A 21,303-nucleotide genomic window follows, 5' to 3' on the forward strand; every position below is an offset into this window, starting at 1 on the left:
ATTATTTAGAATAAGTTTTGCGTTTTTGATATTAATCAAGCTCAGGTTATTAATTTTTATACAAATTATTTTCTTTTCCTATATCAATACATCTGGTTTAAATCTATGGTAAATTTGTACTATAATTTAAATCCGAGATAGAAATGAAAACAAAAAATATTGAACTAGTATTGGCTCCACCGACACCTCACATGGTTGGTGACGGATTTAGAGTACATAATTTTATTCCGAGTGGTCATAATTTAGACATGAAAAGAATGAGTCCGTTTATTATGATGGATTACAATTCTAAATTCTATTTTCCGCCAACGGATCAACCCAGAGGTGTAAGTGTACATCCACATAGAGGTTTTGAAACCGTTACAATTGCCTACAAGGGAAAAGTGGCACATCACGACAGTTCAGGAAATAGCGGTATCATTGGCGAAGGTGACGTACAATGGATGACTGCAGCTTCGGGAATTTTACATAAAGAATACCACGAAGCTGAATTCAGCAAAAATGGGGGTGATTTTCAAATGGTACAGCTTTGGGTTAACCTTCCTGCAAAGGACAAAATGTCAACACCAAAATACCAAGGAATTACCAACGACCAAATCAATAAATTTGAACTTCCTGAAAATGGTGGGATAATTGAAGTTATAGCGGGACAATACGAAAATGTAAAAGGTACTGCTTCGACTTTTACTCCTGTTCATTTACTAAATGCCAAATTAAATAAAAATGCAAAGGCATCCTTTAATTTTCCGGCAAATTATAACACCGGATTATTGGTAATTGAAGGAAGCATAAAAGTTAATAATACCGAAAATGTTCCTGCAGACCATTTTGCATTATTTCAAAACGACGGAGAAACATTCACCATTGAATCTACTGAAAACACAATCGTTTTGATTTTAAGTGGGGAACCAATTATCGAACCAATTGCAGCACACGGTCCTTTTGTGATGAACACTCAAGCCGAAATCATGCAAGCATTCGACGATGTGAATAGGGGAAAATTTGGTTATTTGGAAGAATAATTTCTTTTTTTAAATTAAACATACAGAAATATCAAATTGAGCATAGAAGAACTCTCATTACTCTATTGGTAACTTTATGGTTGGGCGATTAAACTAAAAATTATGATAATTGAACAAATAAACGAAATTAAAAAAGGCTATTTCAGAGCTTCTGATAATGAAATAGAAGCCGGAAGAATGACTTATACTTGGGCTGGAACTGATAAATTTATTATTGTTCATATCGAAGTGAATAATGAATTTGCAGGGCAAAGCGTGGGCAAAAAACTGGTAATGGAAGCGGTACAGTATGCGAGGGCAAATAATCTTAAAATCTTGCCTTTATGTCCTTTCGCAAAAAGCATATTTAACAAAACGGAAGAAATACAGGATCTTTTATATTAAAGAAATTAAAAGGTATAAAAAAACCATTCGTAACTCGAATGGTTTTTTTTATAAATTTTAAGTATTAAAATTACAAAAACAAACTTAGGAAATAGTAAACCAATGCCGCTAATAAAGCCGAAATAGGAATCGTTAGAACCCAAGCCCATAATAAGCTTACTGTTACCCCCCAACGAACCGCAGAAACACGTTTAGTTAGTCCAACTCCAATTATAGATCCTGTAATAGTATGTGTAGTACTTACCGGCACTTTAAAATGCTCCGTAAAATATAAAGTCAATGCACCAGCTGTTTCGGCAGCAACCCCTTCAAAAGAGGTCACTTTGGTGATTTTTGAACCCATTGTTTTCACAATTTTCCAACCGCCACTTAAAGTACCTAAAGCAATCGCAGTATAACAAGCTAAAGGAATCCAACCCGGCATCGCCCCTTTTATATTTTTATCTTCGTTTGGAAGTATTACTTGTAACCAATCTGGAAGACTTACAATGTCAACACCACTTGCATGAATATAAACGGCAACTGCAGCTGCAATAATACCCATCACTTTTTGCGAATCGTTACCACCATGGCCTAAACTAAAGGCTGCAGAGGATAATAATTGCATCTTTTTCAACCAAGCTGTAGCTTGATGTAAATTTAGGCTGCTAAATATTAAGCAAAACAAACTCACTGTAAGGACAATAAAGGCAACCAAAAACCATTTTATATTATGAGATTCAAAAACAACGCTCCAAAAATGAGAATCAAAACGCGGTTTTTCAATTTCAGCAAAATTCACCATTTGTCCTTGAACAAACCAAATTGTTAAAATCATTAATGAAAGTGTAAAAAGTTTTGGGTATATACTTTTTCTTGAAGCATTAAGAAGCCAAATCGAAATTAGATAAGAAATAAAAGCGCCTAATAAAGGGGCTAATACTATAAAAGCAATGATAACAACAACACCAGATGGCATTCCGCCGTCTTTCCCTACTTTGTACCAACTTACTATATTATACCAATGATGGATTGTCCCATCAACAGTATAGTCGGCAAAACCATGTGTGGCAATGGCATGAGCAAGTGCAGCACCTGCGAAACCACCAATTAATGTATGCGAAGAACTCGAAGGAATACCTTGCCACCATGTGATTAAATTCCAAACAATAGCTGCAATAACTCCTGCAAGAATTACCACTAAGTTTATTTCACTTGTTTCGGCTGTTTTGGCTACTGTATTTGCCACCCCTAAGCCAAAAACCCAATAAGCCAAAAAATTAAAGAAGGCAGCCCAAACTACAGCTTGAAAGGGGGATAAAACTTTTGTTGCAACAACAGTAGCAATAGCATTTGCCGCATCATGAAAACCATTGATATAATCAAAAATTAAAGCTAGAACTATAATAACTATTAATAAAGTAAATTCCATAAAATATTATTTCAGAATAAAACTGATTGAATTAAGAATGTTTTACAGCGATCGATTCTAAAACACTTGCCACGCTCTTGCATTTATCCGTTGCCGATTCTAAAACCGACAATACCTCTTTATATTTTATAATATTTTTTACATCGGTTTCATTTTCAAATATTTCAAATACGGCTTTATTATAAACAGTATCGGATTTATTTTCAAGTTTACTAATTCTTGCACAAGCATCTGTTATATTCTTGATTTTTTTAAAATTTTTCAGCTCTTTTACTGCAACATCAATATTTTGACAAGCTTCAAGATTTATTTCCGTCAATTTTCTAATCGATTTTGTAATCTTATCCACATGATATAATCTAATTCTACTGGCAGCACCATGAAGATTATCAGCAACATTGTCAATTGAAGTAATCAAGGAATGAATATCTTCTCTATCAAAAGGGGTAATAAAATTTCTGCTCAATTCCAAATTTGTCTGACGAGTAATGTCTTCTCCTTTTTGCTCCAATGCATCAATTTTTTGAAAAAGAACTTCTCTTTCTTTCAAAGGAAGATTTACTGCTTCGTGCAAATTTGAAGCTAATTCGATTAAATTACTGGATGCTTCTTCGAAGAGAGGAAAGAATTTTTTGTCTTTTGGAACTAAAAATTGGAAAATACTATTTATTGACATTTTATTAGATTTTAGAATTGCAAAAATAATTTATTATTTTTCGTAAATGTTAATTTATTAATAACAAATCGTCCTCTATTTGGAAACTATTCAAAAAAGAAACTGTTTTTTCAATGTCATAATGCAAAATTCGGTCTTCTTTTACCAAAGGAACTTCCTCGCGATACGCAGTTAAAAACATTTCGATAAAATCGCTGGATTGTAATGGCCTTCTATATTCTATGGCTTGCGAGGCGTTCATCAATTCTATTGCTAAAATTCGCACCAGATTATCCATCACACGTAACGCTTTTGTAGCGCCGTTTGCCCCCATACTTACATGGTCCTCCTGTCCGTTACTAGATACAATACTATCAATACTGGAAGGCGTTGCTAATTGCTTATTCTGACTTGCAATACTGGCAGCCGTATATTGTGGAATCATTAAACCGGAGTTTAAACCTGGGTTATCGACCAAAAAAGCTGGAAGATTTCGCAAACCTGATATTAATTGATACGTTCTTCGTTCTGAAATGCTTCCTAATTCCGCTAAAGCAATTGCCATAAAATCCAAAGCTAACGCCAATGGTTGTCCATGAAAATTACCTCCAGAAATGATTTGGTCACTTTCGATAAATATATTAGGATTATCCGTCACCGAATTGATTTCTGTTTTGAAAACTCTTTTTACATAATCAAAAACATCTTTTGAAGCACCGTGAACTTGTGGCATACATCTAAATGAATACGGATCTTGAACATGTATTTTTTCTTGCGCAATGATTTCGCTTCCTTCAAGAAAACCTTTTATTCGATTAGCCGTTATAATTTGGCCTTTGTGAGGGCGAATAAAATGAATCAATTCATGAAAAGGTTCTATTCTCCCATCAAATCCTTCAAGGGAAATAGCGCCAATTAAATCCGCTAAATAAGAGAACTTATTCGCTTTCATCAATATTTGAGCTCCGTAAGCACTCATGAATTGAGTACCGTTCAATAAAGCCAAACCTTCTTTGGATTGCAAAACAATCGGTTCCCAATTAAAACGCTTCAAAACTTCACTGGAATGGACTTTTTTACCTTCAAAATACACATCTCCTTCTCCCAATAAAGGCAAAGACAAATGGGCTAATGGAGCTAAATCGCCCGAAGCACCTAGAGAACCTTGCGTATAAATTACAGGTAAAATATCATTATTATAAAAAGCAACCAATCGTTCTACTGTTTGCAATTGAATTCCGGAATGACCATAACTCAACGATTGAATTTTGAGCAACAGCATCAATTTGACAACTTCATTTGGCACTTCCTCACCTGTTCCGCAAGAATGCGATTTTACTAGATTTTCTTGAAGTTTTGATAAGTTTTCATTCGAAATTTTCACATTACAAAGGGAACCAAAACCAGTATTAATTCCATAAATAGGTGCTGAATGCGTGACCATCTTTTTATCCAAATAATCTCTGCATTTCTGGATATTTATTTTTGCCTCGTCTGATAATGCTATTGTTTTTTGATGCGTAATAATTTCGTTTAAAACCTCTAACGAAAGTACTTCTGTGCTTATATAATGTGTGTTTTCCATTCCAATTGTATTTTAAATATCCAAAATTGAATAAATCAATATTATAAATCAATATTTTTTAATAATAATCTAAAATTCATATCCAAAAAAAACAAATAATAGATTTCATGCAAATTATTCTATATTTAATGTTATTAAAATTCTTAATTTTAGAATCCTGCCTAGATTTATAATAATGAAATAATTTTATTGGCATAAAATTAAAGAAATTCAGAGCGAATTGAATATAAACAGAACAAATTTAGAATTTAAGTTTAATTAAAAGTGAGTACAACAACTCAAAGCGTTATAAAATCCTGACAATTATAAGAATCATACCAACGAAAAGGATATTTATTGAAAAATATTTATTTTTAACCCAAATGCGATTGAAATTTTAAAATATTCGCAAAAACTTAATTTAATGCTTTGGTTTTTATAAAAAAATGTACTTTTGGTGAATCAAAATGGCAAACAACAGATCTAAATATCAATCTTCGATAACAACTCAAAACTGGGTTGCAATTTCTGTTACATTTACTGCTACAACAACTACAACTACCCCTTAGGGGTATTCATTTTACATATAATCCTATTTATTATACTTTTTTCTCAAAGAAGAAAGATTTTGGATGTATAAAAAACATTGCCTTTTAAAATAAAACATATATAATGAAGATATTAAAATTTGGCGGAACTTCGGTTGCCAATCCACAAAATATAAAACTGGTACTAGATATCGTCATCAATAAAGCAAAAGAAGAAAAATTAGTAGTAGTGGTTTCTGCTTTTAGTAAAGTTACTGACATGCTTCAGCTGGCTTCCCAAAAAGCGGCTGCCGGAGATGAAAGCTTTAAAGATATTCTTGCCGAAATAGAGAAAAAACATTTAGATGCCTTAAAAGAATTTATTCCTGTAAGCGAACAAAGCAGTCTGTTAAGCCATATAAAAAGAATTGTAAATCATCTTGAAACGTTACTGGACGGTTGTTTTCTTTTGGGGGAATTATCCGCTAGAACTTCGGATACAATTTTAAGTTTTGGTGAATTATTGTCTTCTTATATCATTTCTGAAGCATTAAAACAAAATCTAAAAAACAGCGGTTATAAAGACAGCCGAGAAGTAATAAAAACGGATCATCATTTCGGAAAAGCTATCGTGAATTTTGAAGTTTCAAATCAACTAATTGCTGATTTCTTTGCTTCAAATGAGAATCAAGTGGTTGTAATGCCTGGATTTATTGCCGCATCAATTGATGGTATCAACACTACTTTAGGTCGTGGGGGTTCCGATTATACTGCTGCAATTATTGCTGGAGCAGTGAATGCATCCGACTTGGAAATTTGGACTGATGTAAACGGAATGTTTACTGCTAATCCAAAAATTGTAAAACAAGCACAACCTATCGCCTTCATTTCCTATCAGGAAGCAATGGAGTTATCTCATTTTGGTGCTAAAGTTTTATATCCGCCAACCATTCAACCGGTATTGAGAAAGAATATTCCAATTCATATCAAAAATACTTTTGAACCGGAAGCCGAAGGAACTTATATTTCAAACCAAGAAATGGCTCACACCAATCCTGTAAAAGGGATTAGCCATATCGATAATATTACTTTGATTACACTTGAAGGACCAGGAATGATTGGTGTTACAGGTTCGTCAAAAAGACTTTTTGAAGTATTATCGCATGAAAGCATCAACGTTATTTTTATTACGCAAGCTTCATCGGAGCATTCAATCTGTATTGGGATTTTAAATTCGGATTCTGATATTGCTGAAGAAGCCATCAATAAAGTTTTTGAAATTGAGATTTTACAAAACAAAATTGATCCCTGTATCGTTGAAAAAAACCTTTGCATCATTGCTTTGGTTGGCGAAAACATGAAAAACCACCAAGGTTTGAGCGGAAGAATGTTTAGCACTTTGGGTAAAAATAACGTAAACATCAGAGCCATTGCTCAAGGTGCTTCCGAAAGAAATATTTCGGCGGTTATCAATGAAAGAGATGTAAAGAAAGCATTGAACACGTTGCACGAAAACTTTTTTGAAGAAAACACCAAACAATTGAACCTGTTTGTAATGGGTGTTGGAAATGTAGGGGAAAAATTCATCGAACAAATTCACCAACAAAAGAAATTCCTAAAAGACAATCTAAAAATAAACTTACGCGTTATCGCTTTGTCAAATTCCCGAAAAATGTATTTTGATGAAGACGGAATCGCTTTAAAAGAATGGCAATTTCTACTAGAAACTGGGGAACCTGCTGACAAAGAAAAGTTCATTTCGAATGTAAAAGAACTCAATTTACGCAACAGTATTTTTGTTGACATTACTGCAAATGAAAGCGTATCCAAAACCTATGAACACTATTTAAAACGCAATATTGCCGTAGTAACTTGTAATAAAATTGCCTGTGCTTCTGAGTACGACAATTATAAAAAACTAAAAAAACTATCCAGACAATTCAATGCACCTTTTCTATTTGAAACCAACGTTGGAGCTGGATTGCCAATTATTGATACCGTAAAGAACTTGATTGCCTCAGGTGATAAAGTGAATAAAATCCAAGCTGTTTTATCAGGAAGCTTGAACTTTATCTTTAATAATTTTGATGAAAACAATACTTTTCATGATGTTGTTAAAGAAGCTGGCGTACAAGGATTTACAGAACCAGACCCTAAGATTGATTTAAGCGGAATTGACGTTGCCAGAAAGATCTTAATCCTGATCAGAGAAAGTGGTTATAAAATGGAAATTGACCAGATTGCCAACGAATCTTTTATGCCTGCTGAATGTCTCGAAACAACTTCAAATGAAGCATTTTTTGAATCTTTAGTGAAACATGCCTCTCATTTTGAAACTATTTATAAAGAAGCGTTGAGCAAGGAATCCAGACTAAAATATGTAGCCCAATTCGAAAACGGAAAAGCAAATGTTGGGTTGCGATTCATTCCTAAAGACCATCCTTTTTACAATTTAGAAGGAAAAGACAATATTGTTTTATTCTTTACGGATCGTTACGTAGACCAACCTTTATTGATAAAAGGTGCCGGTGCCGGAGCAGCAGTTACGGCTTCAGGAATATTTGCTGATGTAATCCGAATTGGAAATGTTTAAAAAGAGATACTAAGGCTAAGGTTCTGAGGCACTAATAAATCCCGGAACTTTAGATTCTTAAAAACAGAATTGGAAGCATGTAAAAGAAGTTGCTAAAACACTAAGGAATGAGGAACTACTGAACCTCATAACCTTAGCACTTAGATACTCCGAACCTAAAAAAAAAAAATATGAATGAAATAAAAATATTTTGCCCCGCCACAATTGCCAATCTATCCTGTGGATTTGATGTCCTTGGGCTTTGTTTAGAAACTGCGGGTGACGAAATGATTATTCGAAAATCAGACATAAAAGGGATTCGTATCACTAAAATTGTGGGTGCCGACTTGCCTTTGGAAACCGAAAAAAATGTTGCTGGAGTATCTGCTTTGGCGATGTTGGAAGCCATTGACACGGAATTTGGATTTGAAATCGAAATCTACAAACACATCAAAGCCGGAAGCGGAATTGGCAGTAGTGCCGCAAGTTCAGCGGGTGCTGTTTTTGGAATCAATGAATTATTGGGGCGTCCATTTACCCGAAAAGAATTGGTTTTATTCGCCATGCAAGGCGAAAAATTAGCCAGTGGAAACGCCCATGCCGATAACGTTGCTCCTGCCCTTTTAGGTGGCTTTACGTTGGTAAGAAGTTCAAATCCTTTAGACATTATCAAAATAGAAAGTCCCTCCGAATTGTACGCCACTGTGGTTCATCCTCAAATTGAGTTGAAAACATCGGATGCGCGTTCGGTATTGAAACAAACTGTTTCCTTGAAAAGTGCTATTACACAATGGGGAAATGTGGGCGGATTAGTAGCTGGATTATACACCAAAGATTACGATTTAATCGGACGTTCGCTGCATGATGAAATCGTGGAACCACTGAGAAGTGTATTAATTCCGGGTTTCGATTTAATCAAGCAAACAGCTTTAGAAAACGGAGCTTTAGGTTCCGGAATATCAGGTTCAGGTCCTTCTATTTTTGCTTTAAGCAAAGGAAAGGAAACCGCTGATAAAATCGCCAAAGCCATGAGCGTCGTATACGATGCCATGAATTTACCGTATGAAATTCACGTTTCTAAGGTAAATGATGAAGGAATGAAAATAATATAATCCCTCTACCCCCGAAGGGGAATAAAAGGAATAAAAATAGTGATTTTAAAATTACAATAAACACATTCTGAATCCAGTTTCGTCTCCCTTCCCTTTGGGGACGGTTGGGATGGGGATTCTAAAATTAGTATATATAATGAAATATTACAGTTTAAACCATAACGCACCTAAAGTTTCTTTTCAAGAAGCCGTAATACAAGGATTAGCAACAGATAAAGGATTGTATTTTCCGGAAACAATTACCCCATTAGCTCCTACTTTTTTTGAAACTATCGAAAATTTAAGCAACGAGGAAATTGCTTTTGAAGCGATTCAACAATTTGTAGGTGACGAAATCCCGGAAGCCATTTTAAAACAAATCATCACCGAAACTTTATGTTTTGATTTCCCAGTGGTTGAAGTGGAAAAGGGCATTTATTCCCTTGAATTGTTTCATGGTCCAACGATGGCTTTTAAGGACGTTGGTGCGCGTTTCATGTCGCGTTGTTTGGGTTACTTCAATAAAGACAATAAAGACAGTAAAAACACCGTTCTTGTAGCCACTTCTGGTGATACTGGAGGTGCAGTAGCCAGTGGTTTCCTTGGTGTAACCGGTGTGGAAGTGATTATCCTGTATCCATCCGGAAAAGTGAGCGATATTCAGGAACGACAATTGACCACTTTAGGACAGAATATTAAAGCGCTTGAAGTAGACGGCGTTTTTGATGATTGTCAGGATATGGTCAAAAAAGCGTTCTTGGACGAAAGTCTAAAACATAAAAATCTAACTTCGGCGAATTCAATTAATATTGCGCGCTGGTTGCCACAAATGTTTTATTTCTTCTTTGCATATAAAGCATTAAAAAAACAAAATAAACCATTGGTTTTCTCTTGCCCAAGTGGTAATTTCGGGAATATTTGCGCAGGTATCATTGCCAAAAAAATGGGATTGCCTATTGAACATTTTGTAGCTTCTACGAATGTGAATGATACGGTGCCACGATTTCTAGAAAACGGAATTTACGACCCAAAACCTTCTATCGCAACGATTTCGAATGCTATGGATGTTGGGAATCCAAGTAACTTTATCCGAATTCAGGAAATGTACCACAATGATTTGGATCAGTTCAAAAAAGATTTTTCATCGTTTACGTTCTCCGATGCAGAAACTTTAGAAGCCATGAAAACCATTTACAATACTGATGGTTACATTGCAGAACCTCACGGAGCAGTTGGTTATTTGGGATTAAAAAAAGAATTGCAAAACCACCCGAATGCGATTGGTATTTTCTTAGAAACTGCCCATCCGATAAAGTTTTTGGATACGGTTGAACCAACATTAAACGTGAAATTGCCAATTCCTACACAAATTGAAAGCGTATTAGGAAAGGAAAAAGTGAGTACAAAAATTAAAACGTATGAGGAATTTAAAGCGTTTTTGGTATAATAGTTCAATATTCCAGATAAAAATACAAACCGACTGAGAAGTGATTTTCAGTCGGTTTTTTTGTGGGAATTAGTAAGATTTTTTTTCATTAGTTAGATTAGTTTTCTGTAAGTAAAATCATTAATTTTATTGAGTATAAAAAAATTATAGCGCTAAGCCTACCAAAAACAGGCAGATATACGCTATTTGATATCGAGTATATATAAGTTACCATACAGTTTTGAAAACCGAAATATGACAGAAACATTAGAATATAAAATATCAAAATACTTGTCAGAAAATGATAACGGTATTTATATTGATATTTCATTTTTATCCGAAAATAAAAATTTGATGTTACAGAAGTCAATTGAGTTAAAAAAAGCAGGTTATCTTACTTTTTATCCTACAACTCGAATTGGATCTTCGACTCGCTTACAAGTTCCTGACTGCAAAATACAACTTGCAGGAAAAAAGTTTTTATCTGAAATTGAACTAAAAAATAATAACATAACTAATCAATTCAATAATTCTACAATTAGTCAGTTAAATCAAGATTCCGATTTTTTTAAAAGTCCTAATAGTATAAAAACAAAAGCTGCACCAAGCAATAATCCAGTAATAAAATCCCGACTTAATACTATATTATTAAATCCTTGGCTTATTGGAATTTCATTTGCTTTAATAGCTGCTATATTTAACGGAAAAAGATTTATGAGTTTTATAAATAACATACTTGACAATTTTTAAATTTATTATTTCCACTTTTATGGTGGAAAAGAGAAACCAAAAACAAACTAATTTTTATGGAAATTAAAGACTTTTTAGAAAATCCAGGCGGACAAAAATTTGAAGTAGACTTAGGTTTATCTTTAATAAAAATTTTACAGATTAGTTACTCTAATCAAAACTACTTGAGATCCATATTAAAACGACAATTAGAAACACAAGAATTAATAAAAGGAAATACAATATTAAACGAGAATATTTCTGAAAAAATGGCTGAAATAGAAAATTTAATTTATAAGTTTTCCGATGAGGGTTTTCAGGACATTTTAAATAAGGTTTTGAAATAATTGTATTTAAATCACCAGCTAGCGCGATCGTCCCGCTCATGCTACCTAACAAAAGGAAATAAGAGATTATAATTCAAAATTGTAATAGGCACGAGCGAGGATCAATCTTACTTGCAGTTTACAGTCTGTTATGTAACTGAAAACTGAGATCAAAAAAAACAAAAACTAAAAACAATGAATCCATATTTCGATATTATCATTCGCAGTGCCGCCGTTTATTTTTTCATGGTTATTGCTTTGAGATTTTTTGGAAAAAAAGAATTATCCCAACTTAATACTGCCGATGTCATTTTAATATTATTGATTAGCAATTCTGTACAAAACGCAATGGTTGGGAATAACACCTCACTTTATGGCGGTATTGCTGCGGCAACAGTCCTTTTTACTATTAATTTTATCTTGAAGAAATTGATGTTCAGATACCCGAAATTTAGTGATTTTATGCAGGAAAAACCGGAAATTTTAATTCACGATGGAAATCTGGATTTTAAAGCATTAAGTAAATTAAACATTTCTGCTGACGAATTAAAAGAAGCAATGCGCGAGCACGGAATTGAATTTTTTAAAGATGTAAAATTAGCTATGCTAGAGATTGACGGTAATATCAGTATTATATCCGGTAATGAAAATTTAAAACAAACCCATTACAAACGAAAACGCATCCATAAAAATTTAGCGGGAATTAACTAGATCTAAACCAACTCAAAAAATATTTTTACGAATCTGTCTGCAATTCTTAAATTTATGCTTGATTCATTCAAAACATATTTTCAATCTTAAAACTAATCTGACTGACGAATAATTTCTTTTGATTACGTGTACATTACAATCCAAAAAAGCACAAAGAGGAACTAAACTTCTCCATCATTCCTTTTTGTGCTTTTTTGGATTGTTGCGCTCTTATACGATTGAATAAACAGAAAAAAAGCTAGATTTTTAAATAAATATAGCTTTTTTTTATATCTTGTTTTAAAATAAAAAAATGTTCAAATCACTCTTATTTCACAATCAAAAATAGTATCACATTTTATTAAACTTAAACTTCTGTCCACCAATCGAAGCTTCGTACATAAGTCCACCTTTCTGCATGGTGAAAACCATAACGCCATTAGTATATTTCACGTTTGCTGAGGCGCCTTCTGATACTGCTACTGCTGAAGCTTGTCCGGAAAACTCGAATCGGCTTTCTTTAAAGCGATCCAAATCCTTTTTTGACTCAAAAAATATTACTTCCCGATACGCTTGTCCGCCTGCCTGAAATCCTATGCTTAATTGTGTTAACTTTGCCATACCTACCATCGTGTTATGTTCATAGACAACCCCATTACCAGCCGCTCCTCCAATGCCGAGTCCTGCTTTACCCACATTAGGAAAGATGGCATAGCCGGACGCTTTTTCAAAAAGCCCTTTCATAAGCGGGTCACTTTTAATGAACTCCGCCTTTGCTGTATGGCTATCAGCGATAATTTTATTCTTTCTTGCGGTCGATTGCCCTAATATTGGACTTATGTTTAGCACACAAGTCATCACAATTACCCAAATAATATTTAAATTTTTCATAATTATAGCTATTAAATTGTTATAAATTTTCTTTACTCAAAGGTAAAAAAAATTTACATAAAATACTGACTATCAATAAAATGAATTTAAACACTATGTAATTAACGCAATTTTGAAAAGTGAATTATTTTTTATTCATCATCTAATTCGATACTAACAAGACTGGAACGAAATTCAATAATGCAATCCTTTTTTCTACCTTTGAAAAACACAAAGCAGTAACTCAAGAATATAATACGCATGATTATAAAAGCAACAATAGCAGACGTTTCTGCATTAAGTAGATTAATCAATTCAGCATACCGAGGGGAATCCTCTAAGAAAGGATGGACCACGGAAGCGAACCTTTTAGAAGGACTGCGAACTACTGAACAGGAACTAACTGAAACCATTCAGGACCCAAAAAATACGATTCTAAAATTCACGGAGAACAACCAGATTATAGGTTGTGTATTGTTAATTGAAAAAGAGCATCAAATGTATTTAGGAATGCTATCAGTTTCGCCTGAGTTGCAAAATAGTGGTGTAGGAAAAAAATTATTGCAACAGGCTGAAATTCATGCTTTGGAATTGAGTTTACCTAAAATTGTAATGACGGTGATTTCTGTTCGGGAGGAATTGATTGCATGGTACAAACGCAATGGTTATACAGACACGGGAGCAAGAGAACCTTTCCCGGCAAGCGACGTTCATATTCCAATTACTGAACAGCCTTTGGAGTTTATTGTATTAGAAAAAAGAATTGGATAGTTTTTATTTGTTCGGTTAATCATGAATTCTATGTGAATTCAAGTTAATATTATTGGTTAATAGATTTTTGAATGAAGATTAACAATTCTTGATTGCAGATTTCTGAAAATCTTTAATCTTACGATTGATGTTTATATAAAACGACTGTTCTGCATAAAGTAATCGGATAATTTCTCTAGATCAAGGATTTCCGCGTAAGGGATTGCGGCGGCATCCTTTATTTTTTTTCTTTAAAAAAATAAAGATAAAGCCAAAAGCCCGACCCCTGAGCTGTAGATTCGCGAAGCGAAACGGGGATTTTCTGCTTTGGGGTTACGCCCAAACAATAGCCAATATAAAAACCCATATCAGGGTTAATCGGTAAAACAAACCGTATTTTTGCAGCGTGAAGAAATCAATTTCAATTATTGGAGGAGGACCTGCAGCACTTTTACTCGCTGCATTACTCGATTGCAAGAAATTTACCGTTACCATCTACGAGAAAAACAAAACACTGGGGAGAAAATTTCTGGTGGCCGGAAAAGGAGGCTTTAACCTCACCCATTCGGAACCTATTGCTGAACTCATAGCGCGGTATACACCATCCGATTTTTTAGAAAAAGCACTCCTTGATTTTGACAATCACGATTTCCGAAATTGGCTTGATTCCATCGGTATTCCAACCTACATCGGCAGTAGCAAACGGGTGTATCCTGAAAGCGGCATTAAACCTATAGCGGTGCTCAACGCAATCCTTACCGTTCTTGATAAAAAAGGTGTTTCCATACAATACGAACACACCTGGACGGGTTGGACTAACAATAATACTCTTGTTTTTAATACTGCTAAAGAAGTACAAGCTGATTATACCATTTTTGCTCTGGGCGGAGGCAGTTGGAAAGTAACCGGATCTGATGGTGCGTGGCTCGATTTATTCAAAACACAGGGAATTGGTGTCGTACCGTTTCAATCTTCTAATTGTGGGTACGGTGTGAACTGGCCAGAAGATTTCATCAGGGAACATGAAGGGAGTCCGCTTAAAAACATTTCTATTAGCTGTTCGAATAAAACTCAAAAAGGCGAAGCGGTAATCACGAGTTTCGGTTTAGAAGGCAATGCGATTTATGCGCTCAGTCCACAAATTAGGGAGCAGCTTGAAAGCCAACAAAAAGCCACTGTTTTTGTGGATTTAAAACCTGCATTAAGTTATGAGGATTTGTATCAAAAGATCAAGAAATCAACCTTAAAAAAGACAAGCGAAAAATTACAAAAAGAAGTTAAATTGAGCCCTGCGCAGATTGGACTTTTGAAAAAATACCTATCAAAGGAAACCTACCTGAATCCGGAGTTATTAGCACAAAACATCAAAAAATTGCGTATAGAAATCACTAGTTCTTCGCTATTGAACGATGCGATATCCACAACTGGAGGTGTTCAATTGAATGCCGTGGATAAAAACTTCCAAATGGCAAAGATGAAACACCACTATTGTATTGGCGAAATGTTGGACTGGGATGCACCCACCGGTGGGTATCTTCTTCAAGCATGCTTTAGCATGGGCATGCATCTTGCACGTCATCTGAATAGTATTTCTTAATTTTTTTATTTATATCCGAATTCAAAAGAATATTTTATAAAACTTCTCAACCATTTTTCCAATCCAATTCATTTACAATACCATTTCCTCAAACAAGCGTTGGGCCGTTTGTTCCAAATCATAACACAATCCCGGATGCGGTCTCGAAGTTTGAATCGCCGAACTGCGAAGTGCTGTCAACCAACGGAAACGCGATGGAATATCGAATTGCGCTATTGGCCCACCCGATTTTTCCCCATGCCCCACTTTCTCAAATGCTTGCAAATTTAAATGCAATTGTTCCAAATCTAAATCGGCTGAAAACAATTGAAGCTTGGCTTCGTTAAACGAACAGAGCACTTTTATAAACTTGGCTTTTTTACTAAAGAGAATAATGCCCACATTGAGGAATTCTTCGCGTTCTACCCTTGGCACAACCCGGATTACGGCATACTCATATAAGTGTTTCTCGTGCATTTTGGGCTTCATTTATAAAAATTTCGGAATGGTTTAAGCGTATGGATAAAAACTGGAAATAGACTTCCCGGAGTGCTTCGGGAGTTTCATCGGTGCCTTCCCACTGAAGCCATTCTGTTGGAATAAGATTGACAATAGATTGCAACACTTCGTCACTAAGTATTTTTTTGAATACTGCGTCGGTTTCTTTCAGCAATGAAGCTTGTGGCAACAATACATGATCTTTTATTAATACGAAAGGACTTTGCGCGTGCGCTTTCCAATTGTTCCACGAATGATGAAAATAAAGGCTGGCGCCGTGATCAATCAGCCATAATTCCTTATGCCAAATCAGCATATTCGTATTTCTGAAGGTTCGATCGACATTAGTAATAAAAGCGTCGAGCCAAACAATTTGAGAAGCTAGTTTTGCATCAACCACCGTCACCACAGGATCAAAATTTATGGCTCCCGATAAATAATGCAAAGCCAAATTAAGTCCCTGACTTCCTTGAAGCAAGTCTTGAATTTCTTCGTCGCCTTCTGAACGACCAAAAGCTTCGTCGAGATGTGCATAAACGAGTTCCGGCATTTTTAGGTTTAAAACACGTGCTATTTCTCCGCCTATTAATTCGGCAATTAAGGCCTTTACGCCATGTCCGGCACCTTTAAATTTCAATACATATTTAAAATCATCATCGGCTTCAGCAAGCGCAGGTAAAGAACCGCCTTCCCGCAACGGAGTGATGTATCGCGTAACATTTACGGTTCTAAGATGGGGTATTTTTTCCATAATCAAATTGGATAAAGCTGTTTTGCTTACGTGCAAACTTACAAATAACTGGGGTAAAATTCATTTATAAGCACTATTTACTCAAACTTTCTAAACTAAAATAAGCTTTACCAATATTTAAAATAACATCTGAAACGATAAACGATTGATAGCCCGTTTCGGTAAAAATGAAATCAAGTATTCATTTATAGATAAAAGTACAAACCCTTTATTCAATTTCCAAAAAATAAAACATTAATTTTATAGGAATTAGTTTATATTTGAGTACCCTTAAAAATACCCCGCTATGAAAAAAACTATTTATCTGTTGCTAATCGTGGTTTTTGCCTCATTCACCATTTCAAATGAGCTAATAACAATTTCAGGAAAAATTACAAATACCGAGAACAGGAAACTCACCATTAAAGGAGAGTCATTTGAGAAAGAAATCAAATTAAAAGCTGACGGTACTTTTTCAGAAAACATAACAATAGAATATAATGGAATTTACACCCTGGAAATCAACAAAAACAGTAGTTTAATATATCTGTCAAAAGGTGCAAAACTAACACTGATTGCTGATGACAAAGCTTTTAATACCAGTATAAAATATACAGGTAAAGGAAGTATAGAAAATCAATACTTGACCAAAAAATCAAATATAACTTCTCAAATTCCAGATGAAGAACTTTATAAGTTAGACGAAAATGATTTCCTGAAAAAAATTAAAGAAATAAAAAGTGCTATTACGACTTTGTATAATAAAACAAAATTTTCTGATATTAATTACAAAGAAAAAGAGGCTAAACATATTCACTATTGGGAGCAGAAAAATTTATTTACTTATAAAAAATATCATTACTTCTTCGCAAGATTAAATGGATTTGAAGTTTCTGAAAATTTTCCAAAAATTGACGAGGAAATCAACTTGGATAATGATTCTGATTTTTTGTTTTCCAATGAATATAAGGAATTAGTATTGACTAAATTCTACGAAAATATCAAAGGGGGAGATGGAACAATTACGGCTAAAGATGCAATTCCAGAAATTAAGGCTCTTAAAAGTCAAAGCATAAAGAATCGCTTAATTCAAAACTCGGTCTCTGATATTAACATTGAAAATATTAATTACGAAAAAATATACAACGAATACCTTGCTATCACAACTGACACAAAATTAAAAGAGATCCTTACTGCTAATTACAACAATACCATAATTTTAAAAAATGGCAATCCCTCTCCAAAATTTGATTATGAAAACTACAAAGGCGGAAAAATAGCATTAGAAAGCCTAAAAGGAAAATACGTTTACATCGATGTTTGGGCTACTTGGTGCGGTCCATGTCGCCAAGAAATTCCATCTCTTCAAAAAGTGGAAGCACAGTATCAAGGTAAAAATATTGAGTTTGTCAGCATTTCAATTGACAGCATGAAAGATCATGAAAAATGGAGTAAACTTGTAAATGAAAAGCAATTGGGAGGAATTCAATTACTGGCAGATAAGGAATGGGATTCTAAATTTATAAAAGATTATGGCATTCAGGGAATTCCCAGATTTATTCTTATTGATCCAAATGGCAATATTATTAATTCCCAAGCCCCGAGACCATCCGACACTAAACTGATTGATTTATTCAACAGTTTGCAACTATAATTTCTGAAGCCCTTTTTAAGGGCTTTTTTTATGCTGTAATACTCAAAAAAGCTTTTCCAATATTCGCAATAACATCAGAAGCGATAAAGGATTGATAACCGGTTTCAGGCAGTGCGATATCAGCAGTTAATCCATGAAGGTAAACGCCAAGTATGGCCGCATTTATTGGTTCATAAGATTGTGTCAATAAACTGGTAATCATTCCCGTCAAAACATCTCCGGTTCCTGCAGTAGCCAAAGCGGCATTTCCAGTGGTATTTTCGTAGATTGTATCTCCATCGATGATTCGGGTTGGTGCGCCTTTCATTACTATAATTAGGTGATATTGTTTCGAAAAAGCAACTGTTTTTTCTAGTTTTTCTTCTTCAGAAGTCCATTTTCCTATTAAGCGTTCCAGTTCTTTGGGATGCGGCGTTAGGATGGTTTTGGGTTGTACTAAAGGAAACCATTCTTTATTTTTGGATAAAATATTTAACGCATCCGCATCAATTACCAAAGGAATTTTATTCGTTTTTAGCAATTTATAAACAGCTTGTTGCGTTTCGATTTCCAAACCTAAACCCGGTCCTATTCCGATAGCTTGTGGTTTGATATCGAAAGTAATATTGGAGATGAATTTTTCGTCTTTATCCGTTACCACCATGACTTCTGGAATGGCGATTTGAAGGATATCGTAGCCGCATTTTGGTATAAAAACAGTGACTAATCCGCAACCGGTTTTTAAACAAGCTTTGGACGAAAGACAAACGGCTCCCATTTTCCCATAACTCCCACCAATGATAATCGCGTGTCCCTGAATTCCTTTGTGGGTATGCGGATCAGGTTGTTTATAGCGTTTCAGAACTTCTTTTTGGTCGATGTAAATTGGATTCATCATGGAATTTATTTATCAAAAAATTCATATTTAAAATGAAAGGACACGAGCGAAGCGAACTGCGGAAGTTAATAATTCTTAAAAACTAGGCTTCTTTTTTTATTTTTAATTTGTTTATTGAAGCATTCAATTCAAAACCCAACAGTAATATCATGCAGTTGATCCAAATGTAAAACATCAGTATTAATAAGGTTCCAATAGAGCCATATAATTCATTGTATTTTGAGAATCGTACTACCCAAATACCAAAAACATACGAATCCAAAAGAATCAATATTGTAGTAAATACAGAGCCTATCGAGATAAAAGCCCTGTTTTTGTCGTGTTTTGTGCCAAACTTGAAAAGTATCGAGGTTGTCGTCAAAATCATTAAAATTATAAATACATATCTTCCTAAAATGATCAATTGGACCTGATCGTTAAATACGGTTTTTTGAATAAATACCTCAAAAATCACTATTATCGCTACGGTTACTATCAAGAGTAATGACAATAACAATGACATGCCCAGTGCGACAATGTATTGGTGTACAAATCCTCTTTTGATTAGGACATGACGCGAGGATTCAAAGCCGCCCAAAATTCCATTCAGTCCATTTGCCATCAAGAAAATAGACAATATAAAACCCGAAGACAATAATCCGGAATGACTGTTATTGAGAATATCATTGATGATTTTATAAATCGCTTCATAGGTATTTGGCGGTACTCCTTCCCTCACAAATTGAAGAAAATCATCTTGAAAACCTAAAATCGGAATGTATGGAATAAGATTTAATATGAACAGCGCAAAGGGAAATAATGCCATAAAGAAACTAAACGCAATTGCACTTGCATGATAAGTCAAGGCGCTTTCGACAATTCCTAATCCGTACAATTCCAATAAATCATACAACGATAAACCCTGCAACCATGGGAGTTTTATTTTTTTTAACCCACGGGCAAGATTCCGTATTACCGGGATTCTTTCTATTCTCTTTTCTATTTCTTTACTCATATTGCTTTTAAGCTCAAATCCATGTTATAGACAGAATGCGTTAAGGCTCCGGACGAAATATAATCTACGCCACATTCCGCATAATGGCGAATTGTTTCTTCATTAATATTCCCTGAAGATTCAGTTTGACACTTGTCACCTATTAAAATTACTGCTTTTTGGGTATCTTCATAATTGAAATTGTCTATCAAAATTCTATAAACACCTTCGCTTTCTAATATTTCTTTGATTTCGTCCAAATTTCTGGCTTCGACAATGATTTTTAGATCCAAATTATTTTCTTTGAGATAGGCTTTGGTTTTGGCTATGGCCAAAGTAATTCCACCGGCAAAATCATTGTGATTGTCCTTGAGCATAATCATATCATACAAAGCAAAACGGTGGTTTTCCCCTCCGCCAATTTTCACTGCCCATTTCTCACAAGCTCTGAAACCAGGTGTTGTTTTGCGAGTGTCAAGGATTTTAGTTTTTGTTCCTTCTAAAAGACGAACATATTCCTTGGTTTTGGTAGCAATTGCCGACATTCTTTGCATCGAATTCAAAACTACCCGTTCCGATTTTAAAATGGATTGTGAACTTCCCGAAACATGAAAAACAACATCCCCCTTTTTCACAGGAATTCCATCCTCAATAAATGTTTCTACTTGCAAATTAGAATCTACATACTCGAAAACCATTTTGGCGAAAGCCACTCCAGCAATAATACCATCTTCTTTTACAAGCAACTTCGCTTTTCCGGTTGCAGTTGCGGGAATACAAGCCAAAGAGCTATAATCACCAGGGCCAATATCTTCCCGAATGGCGTTTTTTATCAGTATTTGTAACTCGTTTTTGAACTGTGCTTCGCTAATCATTTTAAAGGAAATTTATTGGAATGCTAAAGTAAGATTTATTTTGTGGATTTAAAAACATGTGCGCTTTGTTCTTAATAAAACAAGTTAAATTAATCTATTTTAA

The 21,303-nt window shown here is 34.5% G+C and carries 20 protein-coding genes; 11 read left to right on the forward strand and 9 right to left on the reverse strand.

What is annotated here, in order from left to right; genetic code table 11:
* Positions 1–143: 143 nt before the first annotated feature.
* Together ACM55G_RS12095 and ACM55G_RS12100 are read left to right on the forward strand one after the other, a co-directional pair.
* A complete protein-coding gene (locus ACM55G_RS12095) occupies positions 144–1,022 on the forward strand; it encodes a pirin family protein (protein WP_416844195.1) in 879 nt (292 codons plus the stop codon).
* A gap of 102 nt (positions 1,023–1,124) precedes the next feature.
* Positions 1,125–1,406: a GNAT family N-acetyltransferase gene (locus ACM55G_RS12100; RefSeq protein ID WP_416844196.1), complete on the forward strand. Its 282-nt coding sequence runs from the start codon at positions 1,125–1,127 to the stop codon at positions 1,404–1,406.
* A gap of 70 nt (positions 1,407–1,476) precedes the next feature.
* Here the strand turns inward: ACM55G_RS12100 and ACM55G_RS12105 are convergent, their stop codons facing one another.
* From ACM55G_RS12105 to hutH, 3 genes are read right to left on the reverse strand one after another with little or no spacing between them, the layout of a single operon-like run.
* Positions 1,477–2,817, reverse strand: coding sequence for an inorganic phosphate transporter (locus ACM55G_RS12105; protein WP_416844197.1), 1,341 nt, complete (start codon positions 2,815–2,817; stop codon positions 1,477–1,479).
* A 31-nt stretch (positions 2,818–2,848) separates the two neighbouring features.
* The gene (locus ACM55G_RS12110; RefSeq protein WP_416844198.1) at positions 2,849–3,493 is read right to left on the reverse strand and encodes a DUF47 domain-containing protein; all 645 of its coding nucleotides are present in this window, start codon (positions 3,491–3,493) and stop codon (positions 2,849–2,851) included.
* Between the two features lie 49 nt (positions 3,494–3,542).
* Positions 3,543–5,057 carry a histidine ammonia-lyase gene (gene hutH / locus ACM55G_RS12115; RefSeq protein ID WP_416844199.1) on the reverse strand — a complete coding sequence of 505 codons (1,515 nt, stop codon included), beginning with the start codon at positions 5,055–5,057 and terminating at the stop codon, positions 3,543–3,545.
* Positions 5,058–5,708: 651 nt separating this feature from the next.
* Between hutH and thrA the strand changes: the two genes are divergently transcribed.
* From thrA to ACM55G_RS12145, 6 genes are all read left to right on the forward strand, one after another.
* Positions 5,709–8,156 carry a bifunctional aspartate kinase/homoserine dehydrogenase I gene (gene thrA, locus ACM55G_RS12120; RefSeq protein WP_416844200.1) on the forward strand — a complete coding sequence of 816 codons (2,448 nt, stop codon included), beginning with the start codon at positions 5,709–5,711 and terminating at the stop codon, positions 8,154–8,156.
* A gap of 170 nt (positions 8,157–8,326) precedes the next feature.
* Positions 8,327–9,247 (forward strand): homoserine kinase, encoded by a 921-nt coding sequence (locus ACM55G_RS12125; protein ID WP_416844201.1) that lies wholly within the window; start codon positions 8,327–8,329, stop codon positions 9,245–9,247.
* Positions 9,248–9,383: 136 nt separating this feature from the next.
* On the forward strand, positions 9,384–10,673 hold the full coding sequence (gene thrC, locus ACM55G_RS12130; RefSeq protein WP_416844202.1) for a threonine synthase: 1,290 nt from the start codon (positions 9,384–9,386) through the stop codon (positions 10,671–10,673).
* A gap of 234 nt (positions 10,674–10,907) precedes the next feature.
* On the forward strand, positions 10,908–11,402 hold the full coding sequence (locus ACM55G_RS12135) for a hypothetical protein (RefSeq protein WP_416844203.1): 495 nt from the start codon (positions 10,908–10,910) through the stop codon (positions 11,400–11,402).
* Positions 11,403–11,458: 56 nt separating this feature from the next.
* Positions 11,459–11,728 carry a hypothetical protein gene (locus ACM55G_RS12140; protein WP_416844204.1) on the forward strand — a complete coding sequence of 90 codons (270 nt, stop codon included), beginning with the start codon at positions 11,459–11,461 and terminating at the stop codon, positions 11,726–11,728.
* A gap of 174 nt (positions 11,729–11,902) precedes the next feature.
* A complete protein-coding gene (locus ACM55G_RS12145) occupies positions 11,903–12,418 on the forward strand; it encodes a DUF421 domain-containing protein (protein ID WP_416844205.1) in 516 nt (171 codons plus the stop codon).
* 330 nt (positions 12,419–12,748) lie between these two features.
* Here ACM55G_RS12145 and ACM55G_RS12150 read toward each other — a convergent pair whose 3' ends face one another.
* Positions 12,749–13,288 carry a lipid-binding SYLF domain-containing protein gene (locus tag ACM55G_RS12150; protein ID WP_416844206.1) on the reverse strand — a complete coding sequence of 180 codons (540 nt, stop codon included), beginning with the start codon at positions 13,286–13,288 and terminating at the stop codon, positions 12,749–12,751.
* A gap of 240 nt (positions 13,289–13,528) precedes the next feature.
* Between ACM55G_RS12150 and ACM55G_RS12155 the strand changes: the two genes are divergently transcribed.
* Both ACM55G_RS12155 and ACM55G_RS12160 read left to right on the forward strand, forming a co-directional pair.
* Entirely contained in the window at positions 13,529–14,038 is a 510-nt protein-coding gene (locus ACM55G_RS12155) for a GNAT family N-acetyltransferase (protein WP_416844207.1), read from the forward strand.
* A gap of 385 nt (positions 14,039–14,423) precedes the next feature.
* The gene (locus ACM55G_RS12160) at positions 14,424–15,614 is read left to right on the forward strand and encodes a BaiN/RdsA family NAD(P)/FAD-dependent oxidoreductase (RefSeq protein ID WP_416844208.1); all 1,191 of its coding nucleotides are present in this window, start codon (positions 14,424–14,426) and stop codon (positions 15,612–15,614) included.
* Between the two features lie 72 nt (positions 15,615–15,686).
* Here ACM55G_RS12160 and ACM55G_RS12165 read toward each other — a convergent pair whose 3' ends face one another.
* Together ACM55G_RS12165 and ACM55G_RS12170 are read right to left on the reverse strand one after the other, a co-directional pair.
* Positions 15,687–16,070 (reverse strand): DUF3037 domain-containing protein, encoded by a 384-nt coding sequence (locus ACM55G_RS12165; protein ID WP_416844209.1) that lies wholly within the window; start codon positions 16,068–16,070, stop codon positions 15,687–15,689.
* The gene (locus ACM55G_RS12170) at positions 16,048–16,842 is read right to left on the reverse strand and encodes a HipA family kinase (RefSeq protein WP_416844210.1); all 795 of its coding nucleotides are present in this window, start codon (positions 16,840–16,842) and stop codon (positions 16,048–16,050) included. Before ACM55G_RS12170 ends, ACM55G_RS12165 begins: the two co-directional genes overlap by 23 nt.
* Positions 16,843–17,128: 286 nt before the next feature.
* Between ACM55G_RS12170 and ACM55G_RS12175 the strand changes: the two genes are divergently transcribed.
* A complete protein-coding gene (locus tag ACM55G_RS12175; RefSeq protein WP_416844211.1) occupies positions 17,129–18,475 on the forward strand; it encodes a TlpA family protein disulfide reductase in 1,347 nt (448 codons plus the stop codon).
* A 28-nt stretch (positions 18,476–18,503) separates the two neighbouring features.
* On the opposite strand, the gene ACM55G_RS12180 is transcribed toward ACM55G_RS12175, so the two are convergent.
* The 3 genes from ACM55G_RS12180 to nadC form a co-directional block, all read right to left on the reverse strand.
* On the reverse strand, positions 18,504–19,352 hold the full coding sequence (locus ACM55G_RS12180; protein WP_416844212.1) for an NAD(P)H-hydrate dehydratase: 849 nt from the start codon (positions 19,350–19,352) through the stop codon (positions 18,504–18,506).
* A gap of 82 nt (positions 19,353–19,434) precedes the next feature.
* Entirely contained in the window at positions 19,435–20,346 is a 912-nt protein-coding gene (locus ACM55G_RS12185) for a YihY/virulence factor BrkB family protein (RefSeq protein ID WP_416844213.1), read from the reverse strand.
* On the reverse strand, positions 20,343–21,200 hold the full coding sequence (gene nadC, locus ACM55G_RS12190) for a carboxylating nicotinate-nucleotide diphosphorylase (protein WP_416844214.1): 858 nt from the start codon (positions 21,198–21,200) through the stop codon (positions 20,343–20,345). The genes ACM55G_RS12185 and nadC overlap by 4 nt, the downstream gene beginning before the upstream one ends.
* Positions 21,201–21,303 lie beyond the last annotated feature (103 nt).

This window comes from Flavobacterium algoriphilum (genome assembly GCF_048158655.1).
In the GTDB taxonomy this organism is placed as follows: domain Bacteria; phylum Bacteroidota; class Bacteroidia; order Flavobacteriales; family Flavobacteriaceae; genus Flavobacterium; species Flavobacterium algoriphilum.